Origin of the sequence: Chitinophaga deserti, assembly GCF_003149455.1 — a bacterium.
GTDB lineage: Bacteria > Bacteroidota > Bacteroidia > Chitinophagales > Chitinophagaceae > Chitinophaga > Chitinophaga deserti.
Genome location: NZ_QFFK01000001.1, coordinates 513,135 through 536,559 on the forward strand (window position 1 = coordinate 513,135; position 23,425 = coordinate 536,559).

The 23,425-nt window shown below is 50.0% G+C and carries 19 protein-coding genes; 9 read left to right on the plus strand and 10 right to left on the minus strand.

The features are described 5' to 3' along the window. Positions 1 to 426 (plus strand): SPOR domain-containing protein, encoded by a 426-nt coding sequence (locus DEV76_RS01970; protein ID WP_109694561.1) that lies wholly within the window; start codon positions 1 to 3, stop codon positions 424 to 426. Beyond that, positions 426 to 1,601, plus strand: a complete 1,176-nt coding sequence (locus DEV76_RS01975) for a M20 metallopeptidase family protein (protein WP_109694563.1) — start codon at positions 426 to 428, stop codon at positions 1,599 to 1,601. Before DEV76_RS01970 ends, DEV76_RS01975 begins: the two co-directional genes overlap by 1 nt. Positions 1,602 to 1,678: 77 nt before the next feature. Here the strand turns inward: DEV76_RS01975 and DEV76_RS01980 are convergent, their stop codons facing one another. The 4 genes from DEV76_RS01980 to DEV76_RS01995 form a co-directional block, all read right to left on the minus strand. Continuing rightward, the gene (locus tag DEV76_RS01980) at positions 1,679 to 2,287 is read right to left on the minus strand and encodes a GIN domain-containing protein (RefSeq protein WP_157962667.1); all 609 of its coding nucleotides are present in this window, start codon (positions 2,285 to 2,287) and stop codon (positions 1,679 to 1,681) included. A 122-nt stretch (positions 2,288 to 2,409) separates the two neighbouring features. Beyond that, positions 2,410 to 2,784 (minus strand): GntR family transcriptional regulator, encoded by a 375-nt coding sequence (locus DEV76_RS01985; protein ID WP_109694567.1) that lies wholly within the window; start codon positions 2,782 to 2,784, stop codon positions 2,410 to 2,412. An 18-nt stretch (positions 2,785 to 2,802) separates the two neighbouring features. After that, complete coding sequence (locus tag DEV76_RS01990) at positions 2,803 to 3,648, minus strand: hypothetical protein (RefSeq protein ID WP_109694569.1); 846 nt, start codon at positions 3,646 to 3,648, stop codon at positions 2,803 to 2,805. Positions 3,649 to 3,658: 10 nt separating this feature from the next. After that, positions 3,659 to 4,495, minus strand: coding sequence for an ABC transporter ATP-binding protein (locus DEV76_RS01995; protein ID WP_109694571.1), 837 nt, complete (start codon positions 4,493 to 4,495; stop codon positions 3,659 to 3,661). A 161-nt stretch (positions 4,496 to 4,656) separates the two neighbouring features. Between DEV76_RS01995 and DEV76_RS02000 the strand changes: the two genes are divergently transcribed. Further along, positions 4,657 to 7,005 (plus strand): PDZ domain-containing protein, encoded by a 2,349-nt coding sequence (locus tag DEV76_RS02000; protein WP_109694573.1) that lies wholly within the window; start codon positions 4,657 to 4,659, stop codon positions 7,003 to 7,005. Between the two features lie 81 nt (positions 7,006 to 7,086). Here the strand turns inward: DEV76_RS02000 and DEV76_RS02005 are convergent, their stop codons facing one another. Continuing rightward, the gene (locus DEV76_RS02005) at positions 7,087 to 8,367 is read right to left on the minus strand and encodes a serine hydroxymethyltransferase (protein WP_109694575.1); all 1,281 of its coding nucleotides are present in this window, start codon (positions 8,365 to 8,367) and stop codon (positions 7,087 to 7,089) included. Between the two features lie 216 nt (positions 8,368 to 8,583). Between DEV76_RS02005 and DEV76_RS02010 the strand changes: the two genes are divergently transcribed. After that, positions 8,584 to 9,576 carry a sugar phosphate nucleotidyltransferase gene (locus DEV76_RS02010; protein ID WP_109694577.1) on the plus strand — a complete coding sequence of 331 codons (993 nt, stop codon included), beginning with the start codon at positions 8,584 to 8,586 and terminating at the stop codon, positions 9,574 to 9,576. A 16-nt stretch (positions 9,577 to 9,592) separates the two neighbouring features. Further along, on the plus strand, positions 9,593 to 10,543 hold the full coding sequence (locus DEV76_RS02015; RefSeq protein ID WP_109694578.1) for an NAD(P)H-dependent flavin oxidoreductase: 951 nt from the start codon (positions 9,593 to 9,595) through the stop codon (positions 10,541 to 10,543). 505 nt (positions 10,544 to 11,048) lie between these two features. Here the strand turns inward: DEV76_RS02015 and DEV76_RS02025 are convergent. From DEV76_RS02025 to DEV76_RS02045, 5 genes are all read right to left on the minus strand, one after another. Next, positions 11,049 to 12,338, minus strand: a complete 1,290-nt coding sequence (locus DEV76_RS02025; RefSeq protein WP_109694582.1) for an ABC transporter permease — start codon at positions 12,336 to 12,338, stop codon at positions 11,049 to 11,051. Further along, a complete protein-coding gene (locus DEV76_RS02030) occupies positions 12,331 to 13,092 on the minus strand; it encodes a hypothetical protein (RefSeq protein WP_157962668.1) in 762 nt (253 codons plus the stop codon). The genes DEV76_RS02025 and DEV76_RS02030 overlap by 8 nt, the downstream gene beginning before the upstream one ends. A gap of 5 nt (positions 13,093 to 13,097) precedes the next feature. Continuing rightward, complete coding sequence (locus DEV76_RS02035; RefSeq protein ID WP_109694586.1) at positions 13,098 to 14,033, minus strand: ABC transporter ATP-binding protein; 936 nt, start codon at positions 14,031 to 14,033, stop codon at positions 13,098 to 13,100. Positions 14,034 to 14,099: 66 nt separating this feature from the next. Beyond that, complete coding sequence (locus tag DEV76_RS02040; protein WP_109694588.1) at positions 14,100 to 15,686, minus strand: NAD(P)/FAD-dependent oxidoreductase; 1,587 nt, start codon at positions 15,684 to 15,686, stop codon at positions 14,100 to 14,102. Positions 15,687 to 15,799: 113 nt separating this feature from the next. Then, the gene (locus DEV76_RS02045; protein ID WP_109694590.1) at positions 15,800 to 16,198 is read right to left on the minus strand and encodes a DUF3127 domain-containing protein; all 399 of its coding nucleotides are present in this window, start codon (positions 16,196 to 16,198) and stop codon (positions 15,800 to 15,802) included. A 543-nt stretch (positions 16,199 to 16,741) separates the two neighbouring features. Between DEV76_RS02045 and dnaA the strand changes: the two genes are divergently transcribed. From dnaA to DEV76_RS02065, 4 genes are all read left to right on the plus strand, one after another. Then, positions 16,742 to 18,175 (plus strand): chromosomal replication initiator protein DnaA, encoded by a 1,434-nt coding sequence (gene dnaA, locus DEV76_RS02050; RefSeq protein ID WP_109694592.1) that lies wholly within the window; start codon positions 16,742 to 16,744, stop codon positions 18,173 to 18,175. A 181-nt stretch (positions 18,176 to 18,356) separates the two neighbouring features. Beyond that, a complete protein-coding gene (locus DEV76_RS02055; protein WP_109694594.1) occupies positions 18,357 to 18,929 on the plus strand; it encodes a sigma-70 family RNA polymerase sigma factor in 573 nt (190 codons plus the stop codon). An 84-nt stretch (positions 18,930 to 19,013) separates the two neighbouring features. After that, entirely contained in the window at positions 19,014 to 19,916 is a 903-nt protein-coding gene (locus DEV76_RS02060) for a FecR family protein (RefSeq protein WP_109694595.1), read from the plus strand. 117 nt (positions 19,917 to 20,033) lie between these two features. Beyond that, positions 20,034 to 23,411, plus strand: coding sequence for a SusC/RagA family TonB-linked outer membrane protein (locus DEV76_RS02065; RefSeq protein ID WP_109694597.1), 3,378 nt, complete (start codon positions 20,034 to 20,036; stop codon positions 23,409 to 23,411). Positions 23,412 to 23,425: the final 14 nt, after the last annotated feature.

Here is a 23,425-nt window from a genome sequence, read left to right on the forward strand (position 1 = left end):
ATGATGTTACGAACAGGCTGCCTGATGCTTTTACTTTTATCCGCCGCCACCGTTCTGCGCGCGCAGGAATCAGTGCAACAGGAAGGCAATGTTAAAGTGACGAAAGACAGCCGGATAGACATCCTGATCCGCAAACAGGTGTATATCAACAACTTGTCTATCCGCAACCAACCCGGCTTCCGTGTGCAGGTACTCACTACCAACAAACGGAACGAGGCCAATGATGCAAAGACACGTGTGATGCAACGCTATCCCGATTACCGCACTTACATCGATTTCGAAGCTCCTTACTTTAAAGTACGTGTAGGCGATTTCAAATCGCGCGAAGAAGCTACCGACCTCCGCAAGGAGCTGGCGGAATTTTTCCCCAACGGAGCTTTCGTAGTGCCCACTATCATCAACGTATCACCGGAAAAAGAAGATTAATGAAAGACCGGATAAAAGCCCTGGCCAGTGAATACGCACCGGACCTTATCGCCTGCAGAAGACATTTGCATTCCCATCCCGAACTTTCCTTTCAGGAATACGAAACCTCAAAATTCATCCAACAGCAGCTGGATGCCTGGGGCGTGCCTTACCGCGCTAATGTTGCCGGTACCGGTGTAGTAGCCCTGATAGAAGGTAAGAATCCGGAAAAGAAGGTTATAGCCCTCCGTGGCGATATTGACGCCCTCCCCATCGAAGAAGCCAACGATGTACCTTATAAATCCCAAAATGCCGGCATCATGCATGCATGCGGGCACGATGTGCATACAACTGTTGCCCTTGGAGCCGCGCGCATTCTGCAACAGCTGCGCAATGAATTTGAAGGCACAGTGAAGATCCTTTTCCAGCCGGGAGAAGAAAAACACCCCGGCGGTGCCAGCCTGATGATTCAGGACGGTGCACTGGAAAACCCCAAGCCCCAGGCCATACTTGGCCTCCATGTGCTTCCTGCCATGGAAACAGGCATTCTGGGCTTCCGCGCAGGTAAATACATGGCAAGTGCCGACGAGATTTATATCACTGTTAAAGGCAAAGGCGGCCACGCTGCTGCCCCTCACCTCACGGCAGATACTATTCTTATCGCATCCAACCTTGTGGTGAGCCTCCAGCAGATCATTTCCCGTAACAATGATCCTTTCTCTCCTTCTGTACTCTCCATCTGCGCTTTCAACGGTGGGTTCACCACTAACGTGATCCCCAGTGAAGTAAAGCTGATGGGAACTTTCAGAGCCATGGACGAAACCTGGCGCTTCAGGGCCCACGAACTTATCCGCAAACAGGCAACCGAGCTGGTACATGCCATGGGCGCAGAAATAGATATCGACATCCTCGTAGGCTACCCCACACTGTACAATAACGAAGACGTTACCGCCACAGCGCGGAAACTGGCCGAAGATTATATGGGTGCGGAAAATGTAACTGACACCGAATTAAGGATGGGCGCAGAAGACTTCTCGTTCTATTCCCAGGTGATCCCCGCCTGCTTCTTCCGGCTGGGTACCGGAAACAAAGCTAAAGGCATCACAGCGGGTGTTCACACCCCTAAATTTGATGTTGATGAACGGGCACTGGAGATCGGAGCCGGAACGATGGCGTACCTTGCCACACAGTTTTAATACAGCGTATTACAGACAATAAAAAACCGCCCGGGTGTTCATACCCGGGCGGTTTCTTTTATAACATAAGCGATCTCCTATGGCTGTGGCGATGCTTTGTAAATATTCAGCTTCGACATATTCGATTCTGCAACTTTCACGTCCCTGCCTATCTTCATTGCAGGTTGAACATGTAATTCGGTGTGATCTACCAGCCGGTACTCCAGGGTATCTGCTTTTCCCGAGATCAGGAAAGCATAGCTGCGCTCTGCTCCGAAAGTAAGATTACTGACTTGTATTTCATAAAATGCTGCCTGCTGAACATCTTTCAGATTCACATTAAAGCTATGCTGCTTTATTCCTCCCACTTCTATATTTGTACTATCCGCATTCAGGCTGTATAGCGAAGTACCTTCTACCTTAATGCCATTACTGGCAATCGTCAGATTATTCCAGTCAAGCACATTACCGCATTCGAACCAAAGATAGAGTGTATCATTCCGTACCGCGGTTTTCACATACGGACTTAATTCTTCCCTCACATCCAGCATTGGTCCTTTATTTCCAATACTGATATTTATCGGCATCCTGGCTACATAGCGGGTGTTCTGTACCTGGTTAACGAGCCGTACCCTGCCGTTGATTACCACATGATGAAAGGATTTCAATACACTCGTAATCCGCTTCGCTTCTAACGCTTGTGGCAAATCCTCAAACGCTCCTTTCCTGAATGCAGCGTAAATCGATAAGTGATGAATTATCAGTCCTATTGGGAAAAGTAGAAATAAGATTAGTATTAAGATGTTGCTTTTTTTCATGAAAATCATTGTTATGCCTTTGTTTGGCGGTTCCTGAATTTCTCGTACCTGACTTTCAGCTCATCCAGCTCAATGCCGAGCAGGTATATTTTCCGGAAGAACTGCGGCAGCTCTTCCTGCAGAAATTGTTCCTTCCGCAATGCTGTAATTTTAACAACAGCATCTTCACTTACAAAATAGCCCAGGCCGCGACGGGTTTGGATGATACCTTGTTGCTGAAGGTGCTCATAAGAGCGCATCACTGTATTGGGGTTCACTTCCAGGCTTACAGCCAGATCGCGCACGGAGGGAATCTTTTCTTCCGGCGCCCATTCCCGTAACTGAATACGGTCACAGACATGTTCCGCGATCTGTAAGTAGATGGAAAGCTGATTATTAAATTCCATAGAGAAGAATTGATGGGATTAGATTTCCTGCTCCCGCAGCTTTAATACGACCAGGTACATCAACGCAAACGGAAACAGGAAGCCTGCTGCAGAGGTCAGCAACTCCACGGATGCCGGCGGATTAATTGTAAAAACACTTACCGTTTCCCCACTGGCAGTCTGGGATTTTAAATACCAGTGCCCGAATGGAGACGCGTTCATCAACTCAACCTTCTTCGCTACCTGTCCTAATACAGGCTCCTGCAATTTTGCCGGAAGCTGCGTTTCTTTCATCAGGAATCTGCTCAGATGCTGACTGATCATGTTATTTGCGATAAATAATAATGCCATGATTAATATTGCCTTCACCACCGGAAGCTTCCGGAAAGTAGCGCCGGTTGCCAGCCCAAGGGTTACCATCCCGAAGAGCATTTTAAGGAAACTGCTGTCTATCTCCCTTCTGCCATCAAATAAGTAAAAGCGGTTTCCATGTTGCAGCGTTTCATCCACATAAAAAGCTGTCCCTGCACAAAAGAAGTATATGACCAGATACGCAATCTGATAGAGAACCAGGGTAAAAAACAGCGCCACTATCAGCCGTTCCACCGGCGATACCGGTAACATAAGCGATTCCAGCCTTGAATCATTACTGTTGATTTTCCTGAAATAATATGCCGATGTCATCAGGCTGAAAATGATCAGGCCTTCCGTGGCTATCTGCTCCTGCAGATCGTGATGTAAGCCATCTGTAGTGTAATATGCATTGTATAACATATAAGTCAGTAAAATACCGGCAAGCGCGAGTATCGAATATGCATAAAACTTGCGCTCCGTCGTAAGTTCCAGCACTACCAACTGTTTGCATCTTTGAAAGGATAAGGACATATACAGGGTTTTAATCTTTTAAAACAGGAAGAATTTTATCAGGGCCGGAGAGCGTGGCATTAAATAAAAGCTCCATATCCAGCCGCGAGCTTTCCTCGTTAGTATTGCGTGCAATTACAGCATAGCCGCCCAGCGCTTCTTCGACATACAGGGGTTTACCGCTTTCTCCATGGCTTTTCACCTTTTTAAATACCAACCGTTCCGTGATCAGCGAAACCGGAGCCTGAAGCACGATGCGGCCATCATTAAGGATCAGTACATCGTCGATAAGGCTGTCGAGATCCCTCACCTGGTGCGTGCTGATCAACATACACTGGTCTTCGCGAAGGTGGCCTGCGATGATTTTGCGGAACTGCTGTTTGGATGGAATGTCGAGACCGTTGGTAGGCTCATCGAGTAACAGAAGCTTTGCGCCGGTAGCTATGGCGAAGGCAATGTGGAACTTTTTTTGCTGCCCGTGGCTCAGGCTGCGCAGTTTAACGTCGCCTGTAATCAGGAAATGCTGCAGAATAGATTGGCAGATTTCCGCGTTAAAGCCGGGATAAAACGGTGCATGCAGCCGGATGTACGATTGGGAGGAAAGGTCTGGCAACCGGAAGGTTTCCGGAACGATGTACACCGATTGAAGAAAAGCAGGCTCGCGGCGGGAAGGCTCGTAGCTCCCTACCCGGCAAGTTCCGGAATCCGGAAACAACAGGCCGGCCAACTGATACAGTAACGTACTTTTCCCGGCACCGTTCTGTCCCAGCAGCCCGTAGATGCGGCCCGGCTCAAGTGTCAGGCTAAGCCCGTCCAGCACCGGCTCATTGCGGCCGTAAGAAAAGGTAAGTTCATGAAGGGATACCATGTAATTCGGGTTATAGGTTGATGAACTAGTGTACTAGCTAACTAATACACCACAAATGTAGCAGTTACTTCTGAACTTCCAAATATTTGTTAGAAATAGTTCAATTACTATCACAAGGGGCAAATGTACCGGGTTAACTTCGGGCATATAAATAACCAACTATGTTGAAATGGATTATATCCTGTAGTTTGCTCTTCCCTATTGCAGCAATGGCACAGGAAACCCACGTTTATCTGTCACCTTCCGGAAACGATGCTAACCCCGGCACCAAAGCACTTCCTAAAGCCACTTTAAAAGGCGCCAGGGAAGTCTGGCGTAAATCGCCCGACAAGGCAACGCGCGTCATTCTACGGGGCGGCACCTATTACCTGGACAGCACGTGGCTAATTACCCGGGACGATAATCCCAACGGCCAACCATTTCAAATAACTGCGCATGCGGGAGAAAAGCCCGTACTTTCCGGTGCTCACCCACTGAAAGTTACCTGGCAGGCAGGCGAAAAAGGAATCTGGAAAGCCTCACTTCCCGGAAACCTCAATTCCATAGACAGGCTGTACATAGATGGTAAACTTAAGATCTCCGCACGTTATCCCAACTACGACTCTTCCGCACGCTTCTACCACGGTACATCTGCAGATGCACTTTCACCCGAAAGGATCAAATCCTGGAAAAAGCCGGAAGGCGCCATTGTTCATGCATTGCACCGTGCAGAATGGGGCGGCTATCATTACATCATTACCGGCGTGAATGCCGATGGAACAGCTAAGCTGGAAGGCGGATGGCAGAACAACCGCCAGATGGGCCTCCACGCCGAACACCGATTCGTAGAGAATGTGCGTGAAGAACTGGATGCTCCGGATGAATGGTACTACGACGCCAATGAAAAAACGCTTTACTTCCAACCGGCAAACGGGCAACAACCTTCATCAAACATTGCATACGCCCGGCTTACCGAACTCATCGTGCTGAAAGGAAGCATGGAGCAACCATTGAAAAATGTCACGATCAGCGGCATTACATTCACTGGCAACGCCCGTACTTTCATGCTTACCAAAGAACCGCTTCTGCGCAGCGACTGGACCATCTACCGCGGTGGTGCCGTGCTGGTGGAAGGTGCTGAACAGTCTGCAGTCACCAATTGTGTTTTCGACGAAGTAGGTGGTAATGCAGTGTTCGTGAACAACTATAACAGAAACGTGCGTGCAGACAGTAACCTCATCTACCGCGCCGGTGCATCCGGCATCGCATTTGTCGGTAATCCGGACGCAGTACGCTCTCCCGCATTTGAATACAACCAGGCTGTACCTTTCAGTGAAATGGACTTCACACCCGGACCAAAATCTGATAACTATCCCAAAAACTGCAGCGCTTCGGATAACCTCATCCAGTTTTCAGGAGAAATTGAGAAGCAGTCTGCAGGTGTGCAGATCAGTATCGCAAATGCCATCAGGGTTGCTCATAATACGATCCACAACGTACCGCGTGCAGGTATCAACGTAAGTGAGGGAACATTCGGCGGGCATCTCATCGAGCATAATGATGTGTACAACACGGTACTCGAAACCGGCGACCACGGAGCGTTCAACAGCTGGGGCCGCGACCGCTACTGGCATCCTAGCCGCAGGATCATGGATAGCGCCACTACGGCTAACATCGCCCTTACTAAGCTCGACATCCTCGGCACCACCATTATACGCGCTAACCGTTTCCGTTGCGACCATGGCTGGGACATCGATCTCGACGACGGTTCCTCTTACTACGATATTTACGATAATGTGTGCCTGAATGGCGGATTGAAGCTGCGGGAAGGGTTCTTCCGGAGAGTGCATCACAATCTCATGATCAATAACACCTTCCACCCCCACGTGTGGTTCGCCAACAGCAACGATGAATTTACCCAAAACGTTGTCACTACCGACTATAAACCTATCCAGTTAAATACCTGGGGCAAGCGGGTAAATTTCAACTTCTTCCCCGATCAGGCTTCGCTTGACGCGGCGCGTAAACGTGGCACTGATACGAATTCCATGGTGATAGATCTCCAGTTCGTCAACTTCGCGAAAGGCGATTACAGGTTAAAAAAGAGCAGCAGACCGCGCTATGCCACTTATCGGGATTTCCCAATTGATAACTTCGGTACCAGGGTGGCCGCGTATAAAAAACTGGCTGCTCCCGTTCCCCTGCCCACCGTGCTCCTCTCCGCTGCTGCGGGCAAAGGCGACCTGATAGAATGGAAAGGTGCAAAGGTGAAGAATATTGAAGGATTGGGTGAACGCTCTGCTACGGGCCTGCCCGATGAGAAAGGCGCCTACTTCGTGGAAGTGCCTCAAAACAGCGAGGCTTACAAGGCGGGGTTGCGCAGCAATGATGTAGTCCTGAAGCTGGACGGGCAGCCGACACCATCCGTTAAAGCATTTTTCGCTGTATATCAGCCCATTGCATGGCGCTCCAACCTTAAAGTGATCGTGTTCCGCAACCAGCGTGAACAGGAGGTTATACTGGCGAAGTAAAATATATACCAAACGAAAAAGGCCGGTCCTGGAGCAATGGCGCTCCGGACCGGCCTTTTACTTTACAAACCTTTATTCGGCTCAGCCCATTTCAGGGTAGAGGGGGAATTGTTTCATGAATTCATTCACTTCACCGCGGATGCTCTTCTGGAGACCTTCATTATCTGAATCCATCAGCAGTTTATCGATCCATTCCACCACTTGCGGCATGTGGTCTTCTTTCAGGCCACGGGTAGTGATGGCAGGAACGCCGAGGCGGATGCCGGAAGTAACGAAAGGAGATTTATCATCGTAAGGCACCATGTTCTTGTTAGCCGTGATATCTGCCTGCACCAGTACATTTTCGGCTTTTTTACCGGAGATGTTCTTATTGCGGAGGTCGATGAGCATAAGGTGGTTATCGGTACCGCCGGAGATGATCTGGTAGCCTTTTTCCACGAAGGAGCGGGACATTGCCTGCGCATTACGGATTACCTGACGGGCGTATTGATCGTAATCGTCGGAGAGGATCTCGAAGAATGAAACTGCTTTTGCAGCAATCACGTGCTCGAGCGGGCCACCCTGGATGCCGGGGAACACTGCCATATCCAGCAGGTTAGACATCATGCGGATTTCGCCTTTCGGAGTTTTGAGACCGAATGGGTTTTCGAAATCCTTACCCATCATGATCATACCGCCGCGGGGACCGCGAAGGGTTTTGTGGGTGGTGGTAGTTACGAAATGGCAATGCTCGAAGGGAGAATTGAGCAGCCCTTTGGCGATGAGGCCTGCAGGGTGTGCGATATCTGCCATTACAAAAGCACCAATTTTATCAGCGATGGCGCGGATGCGGGCATAATCCCAGTCGCGGCTGTAAGCGGAAGCACCGCAGATGATCAATTTAGGCTTTTCTGCAAGGGCTACGGCTTCCATCTGGTCGTATTCTACCAGGCCTGTTTCTTTATTTACACCGTAAAAGAACGGCTGGTACAGCTTTCCGGAGAAGTTTACTGCGGAACCATGGGTAAGGTGCCCGCCCATGCTCAGATCCAGACCGAGGATTTTGTCGCCCGCCTGGAGGATAGCCAGCAGAACTGCCGCATTGGCCTGTGCACCGGAGTGGGGCTGCACGTTGGCATATTCAATACCGAAAATCTGTTTGGCACGGTCGATGGCCAGCTGCTCGCTCAGGTCCACCACTTCACAACCGCCATAATAGCGGCGTCCGGGGTAGCCTTCGGCGTACTTATTGGTCATTACGTTGCCCATGGCCTGCATTACCTGATGGCTCGTGAAGTTCTCAGAAGCAATCAGTTCAATGCCATGGCGCTGCCTTTCCAGTTCCTGGCGGATGATATCGAAGATCTGCTGGTCTCTTTGCATGTGAAAGAAAATTTAAGATGCGAAATTAATCATCTTCCCATTAATTATAAACTTGGAATTGATGAAAAGAAGCATCTGGCCATATACATCAAATTCCTAATGTCTTTTCTCCATCAGCCTTGTTGTCATTTATTTATTCCCCGTTATTCCGTAATTTGCCCGCTGAAGCAAAGTGATTAGGTTAACTGTAGCAGTGAACCATCTCAAAACCGATTCATGAAGGCAATCATTCCAGTCGCCGGTGCAGGCACCAAACTGCGCCCGCATACATATACGCAACCGAAAGCACTTATCCCGCTGGCGGGGCGTACCATCCTGAGCATTATCGTGGACCAGCTGGTGGAATCCGGCATCCGCGAATTCGTGTTTGTGGTGGGTTATCTCGGAGAAAAAATTCAGCATTACGTAGAAAAGAAATATCCTGACCTCACTACTCACTTCGTTCAGCAAAATTCCCGCGAAGGCACCGGCCACGCTATTTTGCTTACGAAAGAGGTAGTGGCGGGAGATGAAGTACTCATTGTATTGGGAGACACTATCGTGGAAGTAGACTTCAGGGAAGTAATCAACTCCCCCGTTTCCGTTCTCGGCGTGAAGCGTGTGGATGATCCCCGCAACTTCGGCGTGGCGGAGATCACCGAAAACCTGTCTATCACCCGGGTAATTGAGAAACCACAGATCCCCAAGTCGAACCTCGCACTGGTAGGCATGTACAAAATCCGGGAAACGGATCAGCTGTACAAATGCCTGGAAGATAACATCCGCCAGCAGATGCGTTCGCACGACGAGTTTCAGCTGACAGACGCGCTCGAATGCATGATCCAGCACGGTGTACAGTTCAATGCCTTTAAGGTGAACAACTGGTTCGATTGCGGCCGTAAAGAAACGCTGCTCGAAACCAATGCCACGCTGCTGAAGAAATACAAACTCTCCGCCAGCCCGGTGCTCCCATACGAGAACACGATCATCATCCCTCCCGTAAGCATCGGCGAAGGCTGCAATATCAAGAACAGCATCATCGGTCCTAATGTGGCCATCGGCGATAATACCGTTATCAGTTACTCTATCGTGAAAGACTCCATCATCGGCTCGTTCAGTAATCTGTACGAAGTGGTGCTGAAGTCGTCACTCATCGGCAGCGATGCCAATATCCGCGGGCTCAGCCAGAGCCTCAATATTGGTGATAACACAGAAATTGATCTCGGCTAAAACTAATTCAGTACAAATGGCTGCATTCCCCAACTCCGTTACGCAACTATTCGGAATCGACTATCCCATTATCCAGGCAGGCATGATCTGGGCCAGCGGCTGGCGCCTCGCCAGTGCGGTAAGCAATGCCGGCGGACTGGGTGTAATCGGTGCGGGAAGCATGTACCCAAACGTATTACGCGAACATATTCAAAAGTGCAAAGCAGCTACTGATAAGCCTTTTGGAGTGAATGTACCGCTCCTTTACCCTGATCTCGACCAGCACATTCAAATCATCCTTGAAGAGAAAGTGCCCGTGGTATTCACTTCGGCCGGTAATCCCAAAACCTGGACACCATTGCTGAAGGAACACGGTGTGAAAGTGGTGCACGTAGTATCCAGCAGTAAATTCGCGCTGAAGAGCCAGGATGCCGGTGTAGATGCCGTAGTTGCAGAAGGCTTCGAAGCCGGGGGCCACAACGGGCGGGAAGAAACCACTACCATGGTGCTCATTCCAGCGGTAGCAGCGGCCGTCAGCATTCCGGTAATCGCCGCGGGAGGTATTGGAAGCGGAAGGGCCATGGCGGCAGCCTTTGCACTGGGCGCTTCAGGCGTGCAGGTAGGCAGCCGGTTCGTAGCCACCCCCGAAGCATCCTCCCACGAAGCATTCAAACAAGCCGTGGTAAATGCCGGCGAAGGCGATACCATGCTTTCCCTCAAACAACTGACCCCCGTAAGGATGTTAAAAAATTCGTTTTTCGAAGCCGTGCGCCAGGCAGAAGCGGGTGGGGCTGATGTCGAAAAACTGAAAACCCTTCTCGGCAGAGGCCGCGCCAAAAAAGGCATGTTCGAAGGCCAGCTGGAAGAAGGCGAACTGGAGATCGGCCAGGTAAGTGCCCTAATCCGGGAGATAAAGCCTGCAGCAGCCGTACTCCACGAAATCTGGGACGAGTTCCGCGCCACCTGTTCCCGCCTCGGATCCCTCTGATCATTTTCCTTCCCCTGTCTTTCCCCGTTTACATTTCAAACATACATTGAAATCGAACCCGATTTTAAAATTTGTGACGTCATAGCCTGAAAGCCGGGACGAGCATGCATAAACTGTGGGATGAAATATCTTTTGTTCATCGAACCTCCATCCATCCTTCATCCATCCTCCATCCAACTTTCATCAAACCCTTGCTACAGCTGGACATGGATGGAGGATGGATGGAGGATGGCAGTAGCATGTCAGTAGGTTTTGCAAAACAGTTAACCCCTCTGACCATTAGCAATTATTCAGTGATCCTTCAGTGAACCTTCGGTGATCCTTCAGTGATCCTTCAGTCAAACACCCTCAAACCTATACCACCACTGAACACCACTGAAGGATCACCGAAGGATGGCAGTAGCATGTCAGTAGCTATGACCAGAATGACAATTCAACAAAACATAAAAAAGGGCCGTCTCCTTTCATGAGAGACGGCCCTTTTGCGATTATCCCGGAATATTCACTAGCTTTTTCTGAAAATCCACTTACCCACTTCGCCCAGCGTCACTTTCTTACCGTACATAAGAATTCCTGTGCGGTAGATCTTCGCAGCCACCCAGGTGGTAGCGAGGAAGCCTGCAATGAGTGATATCATGGACAGGCCCAGCTGCCAGTAGGGTACCGTACCCGGTACGCCATATGGGATCCGCGCCATCATCACCACAGGTGAAGTGAACGGAATGATACTGCCCCATACTGCCAACGGACTCGTTGGTTTTACCACCGCCTGAATCATGATGATAATTGCAACGATGATAGGAAGCGTGATGGGGAAAGTTAGCGATTGCGCATCGTTAGGATCTTCATTCACAAGGCTGCCTACAGCCGCGAACAATGCCGCATAGAAAAGGTAACCACCGAGGAAGTAGAAGAGGAAGAGCGGAAGCAGGGAAAACCAGTCGATGCTGTTGATCACAAATTCCATTTGCTCTTTGAACTTGCCGCTTGCGTTGGCAGACATCTGTCCGGCAGCGCTTACATCGGTATCAGCACCCAGTAAAGGCAGCAACAAAAGGCGCAGACCAATAATGATTGCAGTCCATATGATAAATTGTACCAATCCAACGCCAGCGATGCCTATGATCTTGCCCATCATCAGCTGGAAAGGCTTTACGCTCGATACCATTACCTCTGCGATACGGTTGGTCTTTTCTTCCATCACTCCGCGCATTACCATCATACCAAATACCAGTAACACGATATAGATGAGGAAGCCTGAAATCCAGCCTACGATATATGCCACGGTGGAGCTGCCTTTCTTCTCTGCTTCTCCTGCGAGGTTCTCAATACTAATATCCGCACGGATGTCTTCCAGTTTCGATTTATCGATACCTGCCATCTCCATACGCTTGTCTTCAATCACGCTCTCCAGTCTCTTTTCCATGCTGCCTCTCAGGGAGAAGGGCATCTGGCCTTTGCTGTAATAGACGATGGCGGGAAGGCGGTTGATATCCATTTTGGGGATATGCAGCAGGCCGGTATATCCCTGATCGCGGTAGCTTTTCTTGAAGGTATCCAGCTTCGCTTCCACGAAGTTATAGTGGATACCCTTTTCGTCAGGGAGCTTGCCTGCGAAGTAGCCGCTGTCATCGATCACTGCTACTTTCTCATCATTGTCGGAATTGATGAAGAGGCTCGGCAACACGATCATAGACGCGAAAAGGACAGGCAACAGCAGGGTGGTCACAATGAAGGATTTCTTGCGTACCCTGGTGAGGAATTCTCTTTTGATGATGATCCAGATTTTATTCATGGGAGTCGGAGTTAGAGTTTGGGTGATATTCAACGTAAACGGAATCGGGTTCCAGATAGCTGTCTTTAAGTTTTGAACGGAAAAAGGCTTCGTTTCGGCGTGAACTCATACCTGTGGTATCAAATGCGCCATCGCGGAAATAGAAGATGCGGTAATCGGAGGATGATTCTGTACGGCCGGTAGTGTCTTCCGGATCTCCATAAGTATAATTTACACCCATCCGCACTTCCAGCTGGTTATTGCCGGGATGCAACCAGCTATAGGTGTATTGCGACTCACCTGCATCTCCCCAATGGTCTGCCAGCAAAATATGTTCTTTACACTCAGCGGAAGGCTTATACCAGGCGAGCAGTTTGATGGCACTGCTTTCATATTCACCCGGCGCCCTCACGATCAGCATCTCATAGTCGCCACAAGGGAACCGGCCGATGGCAAAATAGCCTCCATACAATTCTCCGGGCATACCTATTTCCCGCTTCTCCCAATCATCCGGTAACCAATGTACCATATTGCTGTCTATCCACTTCCCCACAAGGCCTTTCATTACGCCATTGGAATCGGTATTAGGAGAAGTTACTTCAAAATCATTAGGATTGATAACGGGAAACAGCTGTAGAAAAGCTTCGGCCTTTGCCAGCCGCTCATCCTCAGGTTTGTTCCATTGTGCTTCCGTACTGTCTGCGATGTGTTTTGTACCTGCCGCTTCGCCGCATCCTGCGGCAATTATCATTAATAAGAATATGCTATACTTCATAGGTATCAATTAACCGCTGCTGCTACTGCTTCCATATCCGTAGTCTTAACCTGCTGGATAAACACTTCATGAATGGTGGGCAGGATTTCTTCAAAGAAAGTGATCTGGATACCATGGTGCAGGAAGTGGGCAAGAATGTCGTTGGTCTTACTGTATTCATTGATCTTCACGGTATAGCCATTTTCATGCTGCTTCACGATGGTGAAATGATGCGTTGCCATCTGCGCCGGATTAGGCATAGACTCGAGGCTGATACGGTAAAGATGATGTTTGAAGTCCTGACGGATTTGCTTCACCGGCCCGTCGAGCACCTTTTTGCCTTTATTGACGAGTACGATATGATCGCAGATCTCTTCCACCTGTTCCATACGGTGCGTGGAGAAGATGATGGTGGTTCCGCCTTTGGCAAGCTGGAAGATCTCGTCCTGAATCAGTTGTGAGTTAATGGGGTCGAGACCGGAGAAAGGTTCGTCCAGGATCAGCAGCTTAGGATGATGCATAACGGTGGAGATAAACTGCACTTTTTGCTGCATACCCTTTGAAAGCTCTTCGATCTTCTTATTTGACCAGGAGGTGATTTCGAAACGGTTGAACCAGTAATCGATCTTCTGCCGGGCTTCCTTTGCGCTGAGGCCTTTAAGCTGAGCGAGATACATGGCCTGTTCGCCCACTTTCATCTTTTTATAGAGGCCCCGCTCTTCCGGCATATACCCGATATACTGGATATCGTTATGCGGGTCAAACGGGCGGCCGTCAAAAAAGACTTCCCCGGCATCGGGGTAAATAATGCCGGTGATCATACGCAGGAGCGTAGTTTTGCCCGCACCATTCGGGCCAAGCAGTCCGAAGATGCTGCCCTTCGGGATGGAGAAGCTGATATCGTCCACCGCACGGTGGGTCGCATAATACTTCTTAAGATGTTGGAGTTCCAGTACGTTCATAAGGATAATTGACGGGTGAAAATTACCCAATTACCCTATGCGCGCCAAAGAATTGACGTTGTATTTTCAGGATGTTACACGAACCGGCAGTTTCACTGGACCAATCCCGGCGATGGCTTCCGCCACCCGCTCACCGTCCATAGCCGCGGAAACGATACCGCCGGCATAGCCCGCTCCTTCCCCACAGGGATACAATCCTTTCACCTGCGGGTGCATGAGATCATGATCGTTCCGCGGGATGCGTACGGGGCTGGAAGTGCGGGACTCGGTAGCCACGAGGATCGCTTCTTCCGTGAAATACCCTCTTATCTTCTTCCCGAATGCTTTGAAAGCCTCACCCAGTCTTGAATGTACCGCAGCAGGGATTACATCGCGCATATCGGTGCTGCGTACACCGGGTATATAAGAGCAATCGGGCAGGGAGGCCGATACTTTGCCTTTCACGAAATCGGTCATACGTTGTGCAGGGGCAACAAAGCCGCCGCCACCCGCCTCAAAGGCAGTACGCTCCACAGCCTGCTGGTACAACATGGCTGCCAGGGGGCCTGCTTTGGCAAATGGCGCAAAGTCCTCCTCATCAACCGTTACCACCATACCGGAGTTGGCGTAGGGGTTGTTACGCTTCGAGGGAGACCACCCGTTTACCACCAGCTCACCCGGCGAAGTAGCTGCCGGAGCGATGATACCGCCGGGGCACATACAGAAGGAGAATACACCGCGGCCATTCACCTGTTCTACCAGGCTATAGCTTGCGGGCGGAAGGTGATCGCCCCGGAGGGCGCAGTGATATTGAGCACTGTCTATGAGCGACTGCGGATGTTCCACGCGAACACCCAGTGCGAAGGGCTTTCTTTCAATGAGAATGTTCCGGTTGTGCAGCAGCTCAAAGATATCGCGGGCAGAGTGGCCGGTGGCGAGGATAACGTGTTGTGCATGAAACACATCACCGCCAGCACACTTCACGCCGGTGATCTGTCCTTTATCGATCAGGAAGTCTGCCACCTTCTGTTCGAAATGAACGGCTCCCCCGCTGTTGATGATCTGTTCACGCATAGCGGTGATGATATGGGGGAGCTTATTGGTGCCGATGTGAGGATGCGCATCGGTAGTGATGGCATCATCTGCGCCAAATTGGCGGAATATGTTCAGGATGCGCTGGATGTTTCCGCGCTTATTGGACCGCGTGTATAGCTTACCGTCGGAATAGGTGCCTGCACCGCCTTCACCGAAGCAATAGTTGGATTCGGGGTTAACGATACCGGTTTTGTTGAGTGCGGCGAGATCGCGGCGGCGGGCGCGCACATCCTTACCTCTTTCAAGCACAATGGGCATGAAGCCCAGCTCAATGAGGCGGAGGGCAGCGAAGAGGCCGGCAGGACCGGCGCCGATAATGATAACGGGGTGAGCATCAGGCTTCAGCGTTTCGTACCGGAATAATTCCAGGGCTTTTGGCAGGAAGGGCTCGTTGGCGAATACTTCCAGGGTGAGCATGAAGTAGGGTTGGCGTGAACGCGCGTCTATAGAGCGTTTCACGATATTGAAACCTGTTACTTCAGAAGTTTTGACGCCGAGTGCTTCGGCGGCATGGCGCGTAATGGCGCGATGGGAAGATGCATCCTGCGGGAGGAGCTTGAGAGAGATTTGTTTGACCATGTTAGGTATTTATCCTAAAAACCGGGGCAAAGATAGGTAATAAAAGAAGGCGCCCCGCTGTTGCGGGGCGCCTGTAATATGATAAGGCTGTGTGAGCCGGTATATATTATGAATTAGAACGGAAGATCATCGCCGCTGTTGCCACTGTTACCACCGCCGCTGAAGGAACCTTCCTGGGAAGTGTTGTAGTTAGGCATGGGGTCTGCACCGGGGGTGCCCTGCATCATGGATTCGATACGCCATGCATCGAGGTTGGTGATGTAGTTTACTTTACCGTCTTTCTCCCAGCGTGTGCCTTTTATATTAAAATAAACTTTAACCATTTCACCTTCATTGTGACGATCCACAATGGCGGTACGATCCTGAACTGACTGAAACTTGATATAATTGGTAATCACCCGTCCATTGATATCATCAGATTTCTCAATAACAAACTCGCGGGTTTTAAATGATTCGCTGCGCTGCACCGTATTGTACTTCACTACCAGTTTTCCGGTAACTTCAAAGCTCATAATAACTAGTTTAAAATTTCAATTGCGCCAAAGATAGGTTTTTCAACACAGGAATAATCAACAACTTTTACACAAGTTATTCGCATTTATTAGAAACAAGATCATAAATTTGCAGCCGATTCGAGAAACCGAAAAAGAAGTTACCAAAAAAGTGAAACACGCAAGAGCCAACAATGTGCCCTTAGGGGCTTGCTTTTCAAGGCAGGCAAAGGGCAATGTTATTTTACCTGATAAGCCGACCATTTACGCGTTAATCAGTAAACACTTTAACAAATTACTTGTTAATCATGCTTGTACGGTTTAACACTTTTCATAGTGGTCGAATTGCAGGCTAAACGGGTGTTTTAGCCGATTTAAATACTAAAAAAACAGGGCCGGCACACTGTATTTGTAGGAAATAAAACAAGGGCAGATTTATTTTTTTTTTCAACATTTTCTACAGATATTCGTCGTCCTGTCAAAAAGATCTTCAACTGCCCGCATTGAAGACTTTAGTATTCGAGAACACCCAAATTATAAACACGACAAATTATTTTTTTCTAAATGAATAAAACTTGCGAACAAGTTTGGGATAGGTGTCTGAATATAATCAGGGATATTGTGGAGTGGCAGCCTTTCAAAACATGGTTTGAGCCGATAAAACCCGTAAAGCTTGAGAACAACGTTTTAACCATTCAAGTACCCAGCCAGTTTTTCTATGAATACCTGGAAGAACATTATGTGGGCCTGTTAGGTAAAACCATCAAGCGCGAGCTCGGCAAAGAAGCACGCCTGGAGTACAGAATTGTGGTAGAGAACAGCACCCCTCACCAACATCCTAAAACGGTGAATATGCCTACGCAGTTCACCAAGCCCCAGAAGGATAGTGAAGTTGATTTCCCCCTTACGATACAGAACCCGGTAAAGAATCCGTTTGTGATTCCGGGTATCAAACGTGTTCAGATCGATTCTCAACTGAACCACAATTACACCTTCGAGTCTTTCATCGAAGGGGATTGCAACCGCGTGGCACGCCGGGCCGGTAAAACCGTATCCGACAAACCCGGAGGTACTTCCTTCAACCCGCTCGTTATATATGGCGGCGTTGGCCTTGGCAAAACTCACCTTGCCCAAGCCATCGGCAACGAAGTGAAAAGGCAAAACCCGAACAAAGCCGTTCTCTATGTTAGTGCGGAAAAGTTCATCAACCAGTTCATCGACCACTCCAAGAATAATATCATCAACGACTTCATCCACTTCTATCAGTTAATAGACGTATTGATCGTAGACGATATCCAGTTCTTCGCCCGTGCCGAAAAATCGCAGGACGCGTTTTTCGCCATCTTCAACCACCTCCACCAGAGTGGCAAGCAACTCATCCTCACTTCTGATAAACCGCCCAAAGATCTGGACGGTGTGCAGGAAAGACTGCTGAGCCGCTTCCGCTGGGGCCTCAGTGCAGACATTCAGCTGCCCGATTTCGAGACCCGTATGGAAATCCTGGAAATGAAGATGCGCAACGATGGCCTCGAAATGCCTAAAGAAGTTGTGAAGTATGTTGCCTACAACATTCAAAGCAACGTCCGCGAACTGGAAGGTGCTCTCATCTCCCTCCTCGCCCAATCTTCCCTCAACCGGAAAGAAATTGACCTGGAGCTGGCCAAGCGCGTACTTAAATCGTTCGTTAAAACCTCCTCTAAGGAAATCACTATCGAAAGCATCCAGAAAATGGTATGCGAATACTTCGACGTGGCTTACGACAAGCTGTTGCAGAAAACCCGCAAACGCGAAATCGTACAGGCCCGCCAGATCACCATGTACCTGGCCAAAAGTTTTACCAAGAACTCACTGAAAACCATTGGCGAACACTTCGGCGGAAGAGATCACACCACCGTGATCCACTCCTGCCAGACCGTCAAGGACCTCATGGACACAGATAACAGCTTCCGCGACAGTGTAATTGAATTGCAACAAAAAGTGCAACTCGCTGCAATGTAGCATTCCTGCAACGCAACTAAAGTCATTCAGAAAGAGCCGGGCCCTCCGCCCGGCTCTTTTTTTGAACAAAGTTTTTTATATCCGCAAATCTTCCTAATTTTTACTTAACAATTTCATAAATAGAGCAATAGTAGAATTCCACCGGATACGTTATAATTTTGAAGCGCATAATTGAGGGGATATGCGGCAGCAACCACAGTCAGATACATTATGGGAAAAGGTCCGGCAGGGCCAGTCAACCGCCTTCCGCGCATTGTTTGATGCGTATTGGGAAGAGCTGTACTGCTATGCCGTGCGCGTTCTGAAAGATGGCTCCTCCGCGCAGGACGCTATCCAGAGCCTCTTTATCCACCTCTGGGAAACACACCACCAGCTGCCTCCCGTTACTTCCGTTCCCGCCTATCTCCGCTCCGCACTCCGCAACCGCCTCCTGAACGTTATCCGCGACGAACAGGTTTACCAGCAGCATGTAGGGCAATTCGGCGCTTCTGCCGCCGGAGCCGACAACTCCATCCTCGATACCATCCACCTCCGCGAAACGGAGACCGCCCTCCTCCAGTCGATAGACCGCCTGCCCGTACGTATGAAAACCGCATTCTACATGCACCGTATCCAGCACCTCTCCGTTTCCGAGATTGCCCTCCGCCTTGGCAGCAGCGAACAAACCATCCGCAACCAGATCAATACCGCCCTCCGCCGCATCCGCATCCAATGGCATACCATCCCTTTCATTATCTTTTGCATCCTCCACTAAATCGTTTTTGTAAGCAAAAAAATATTTTCACTGCCGATAGTTATCCGTGTTTCCGCGCGTGTCTTTTAAGAAAGCGATCTTTAATTGGACACTAAAGACATACAGGCATTACTGGAAAAATACCGCAGTGGCCAGGCCTCGCCGGAAGAAGAGCGCCTGCTCCATCATTGGCTCGACGGGCTGGCAGAAGCTGCAGAACCTTCTATACTGGAGGCTGCTGAAAAGGCCCGCCTTCACGATACCATGTGGCAGCACATCGAAGCCAACGCTCCCCGCCGCCCAAGGCGCCTGTGGCATTATGCTGCAGCGGCCTCCTTCGCAGCTGCCATTGCGCTTACCGCGGCATGGCTCCTGCGCCCGCAAACTCCGGAAGCCCTCCTGATGGCTACTGCCACCGGTGAAGTCCGTACGTTCATCCTCCCCGACCAGAGCCGGGTTACCGCCGGCCCCAATTCCAAATTGGTTTACGAAGAAATAGCCGGGCAAAGACAGGTGAAGCTCCTGCATGGCAAGGTTTATTTCGAAGTGCAGGGGGCTGCTGAGAAGCCCTTCACGGTACTCATGGGTACAGACACCGTTACCGTACTCGGTACGGCCTTCACCATGGAGCGCCCCGGATGTGGCAACACCCGGCGCATCACACTCCTCTCAGGTAAAGTAAAAGCCAGCGGCCATGGCATCCTTGCACCGGGGCAGCGCCTCACATATCCGGAAAAACAAATAGACACCATACAACACAGTGATGCCCTCGCATGGACGAAGGGCGAAATCCTCCTTCAAAACGCCACACTTTCCGACGTGATCCATACACTTGAAGATCAATATGGCATCACCGTATCAACAGCGCTCGACAGAAGAGCTGGCAGCTACACATTCCGCTTCCCTGCAGGCATGCCCCTGCAGCAAGTACTGGATATCCTCCAAAAAATAAGTTATAAACCTAAAATCAGTTTCACGATGAAGCAACATCAACTCACTATCCGTTAATGCCAATGAAAAAGCCGGCACAAGCTGCAAGATGTACCGGCTGAAAGTAACAACAACTGCAATGCGAATCGCTCAGGCCTACAAGCCTGTTCAGTCATTACCTTTAATCTTACAAAGATGCAAAAAATCAGACAGCATTTTTTTGTACGGACCGTTATGGCCTGCATGATCGTGCTAGCTACCACGGTAACCACCGTAGCCCTGCCCCTCTCCGCGCAGGATCTTCAGAAAGTGGTCAAAAAAGTCGACATCCCTGCCGGCCCGCTTTCTTCCGCACTAAAACAACTTGAAAACTCTGCCGCCGTACGCCTCGCGTACGACGAAGCAGCCCTCCGCAGGGTAAACGTGAAAGCGGTTTCCTACACTTCCCGCACTGTAGAAGCCATTTTATCAGAACTACTGGCCACTTCAGGCCTCCGCTTTGAAGAGCGGCACAACACCATCCTCATCTACGAAGCCCCAAAGCAGAACGCCGTCAATCTTACAGGCGGCGCAACGGCAGAAAAAATAACACTGACGGGCATCGTGACTGAGAAAAACGGTCCTGTTCCCGGTGCTTCCGTTATGATTAAAGGCACCGCTGCCGGCACCATCACTTCCGTAGATGGCCGCTTCCGCCTTACTGCAGACGAAACCCCTAATATGACGCTCGTTGTGAGCATCCTCGGATACGCCACACAGGAAATCCCCGTAGGTGCACGCCGCGACTTCAGCATCAGCCTCGAATCATCTACCGTTAACCTCAATCAGCTTGTGGTAATCGGTTATGGTACGCAAAGCAAAGCCAAAGTAACAGGAGCAGTTTCCGATGTACAGCTCGATAAGCTTACCAGCCGTTCACTCGCCAACTTCAACGAAGCACTGCAGGGTAAAGCTCCCGGTGTAATCGTTCAGAACGAAGGTGGCGACCCCACCGCCAATCCCCGTGTGAACATCCGCGGCATGGGTGGCATCAATGGTGAAAACGTACTGTATGTGGTAGACGGTGCCATTTACGCAGGTGGTCCCATCAACCCTAACGATGTGGAAAGCATCTCCGTACTAAAAGATGCTGCGGCCTCCATCTACGGCGCCCGCGCAGCAGGCGGTGTAATCCTCGTTACCACCAAGAAGGGTAAACTGGGCAAGGCAACTGTTGAGCTGGACATTAAGCAGGGCTGGCAGTCAGCTATCAAAAAGCTGGAACCGCTCAATGCAAAGGAATTCGCTGACGTTACCAACCAGGCATACGATGCAGCCGGCAAACCCCGCCAGGATGCTTTCGATCCTGCAAAATACCCCGACGGCCAGATCACCCGTACCAATTGGATGGACGAGATCTTCCGCACCGGTAAACTGCAGGACTACAACGCCAATATCAAAGGCGGCAGCGATAACGGCCGTTACTATTTCAGCTTCGGCTATCGCAAAGGTGAAGGCATCCTGCTCAATACTTACAGCGAGCGCTACTCCATCCGCATGAATACTGATTACCAGCTGAAACCCTGGCTGAAAATCGGGGAGAATATGGCACTTACAATGACCGATGGTAATGGTGCCAATACTACCAGTGCTTATACCGGTGCTATCATTTCCGCCATCTTCTATCCCCCGCACATCCGTCCGTTTACTGCTGATGGCAGCTACAGCGGCCTGCCGCTCCAGTATGCAGGTGCTTACGGCGACGTAATAAACCCTGTGGCTTACCTGCAGCGTATCGATTCGCGGGCACCGGAAACCAAGATCTTCTTCAACCCTTACGCAGAAATCAATCTCGCTAAAGGTCTGAACTTCAGGTCTAACTTCTCCCTCACCAAATCTTTCCGGGATGCTAAGTCCTATTCCGCGAAGGTGCTGGAGATCGGTAAAATCTTCAACTATAATGAGCTCCGTCAGGATATTAACAACCTGACCGAGATTCTGGCAGAGCAAACCCTCACCTACAACACTACCTTTGAAGGCGGGCACAACCTCACCGCTATGGGCGGCTTCTCTCACCAAAAGCACCGCGGCACCTGGGTAGGCGCCAATGCACAGGGCTTCTACAACGAGCTTCCTTCTTATCGTTACTTCGATAACTCTACCATCTTCTTCCGCCCCTGGAGCGGTATCAACAAATGGGCGATGACATCCTGGTTCAGCCGTGTGAACTATGATTACAAAAGCAAATATCTGCTGGGACTGATCGGCCGGTACGACGGTTCTTCCATGCTGCCCAAGCATAACCGCTGGGAGCCTTACTATGGTATCACCGCAGGCTGGGTAATCACTGAAGAAGACTTCCTGAAACAATCTTCCTGGCTCAACTTCCTGAAACTCCGCCTCAGCCATGGCATCCAGGGTAACCTCGGATCACTGGTAGCCACCGGGGTAGATGCACCCATGTCCAGCGGACAGATCTGGATCGGTAAAGATCCCCAGCAGGTGCCCACCTATCAGGAAACGGCATTGCCTAATAAAGATCTCAAATGGGCCAGTACAGAAATTAACAACATCGGTCTTGATTTCGGATTGTTCAATAACCGCCTCAGCATCAACGCCGACTATTTCCGGAAAACCACGCACAACATGCTGGTACACGTTAGCGTACCGGGTATGCTCGGTGTGCCCGATGGTATGTGGAAGAATGCAGGTAAAGCAATGGACAAAGGCTTCGAACTGGGTCTTAATTTCCAGGCCGATAAATCCGGCGATTTCCAGTACGATCTGGGCCTGACTTTCACTAAAGTAAACAACAAACTGCTTTCGCTCCGCGATGGTCAGAAAGTGATGCCGCTGAACGATATCAATGTACGCAGCACCCTCGCCCCTCTCCGTCAGGAAGTAGGCCTGCCGCTGTATTCTTACTATGTAGTACGTACCGATGGTATGTTTAAGACGCAGGATGAAGTGAACAACTATAAAGACAAAGCAGGCAACCTCATCCAGCCTTTCGCCAAACCCGGTGATCTGAAATTCATTGATCAGAATGGCGATGGTAAGATCACGAACGACGACCGTGTGATTGCCGGTAACGCATTCCCCAAGTTCACTTATGGCTTCAGCTTCAACGGCCGCTATAAGAACTTCGACCTCAACGTTTTCTTCCAGGGTGTACAGGGTAACAAACTGTTCAATGCACTGAAGTTCACGGCGCTGAATGCTGGTAATGGTCAGAACTACAACATGCTGAAAGACATCCTGAATGCATGGACTCCGCAGAACCCTGATTCCAACATCCCCCGTATCAACAGCAGCGACCCGAATGGTAACTTCGGTACTACTTCTGACTGGTATGTGGAAGACGGCAGCTACCTCCGCATGAAAAACGTAACCCTCGGTTATACCGTGCCCAACAGCATACTGCGCCGCGCCGGCATTGGCCAGGTTCGCCTTTATGTAACCGGCAACAACATGCTCACCTTTACCAAGTACAAAGGCTTCGACCCTGAGGTGGGACTGGATGAATACGGTATCGACAAAGGCCGCTATCCGCAGGCTAAAAACGTGACCGTAGGCCTTAACGTTAATTTTTAACCGACTTAATTCCG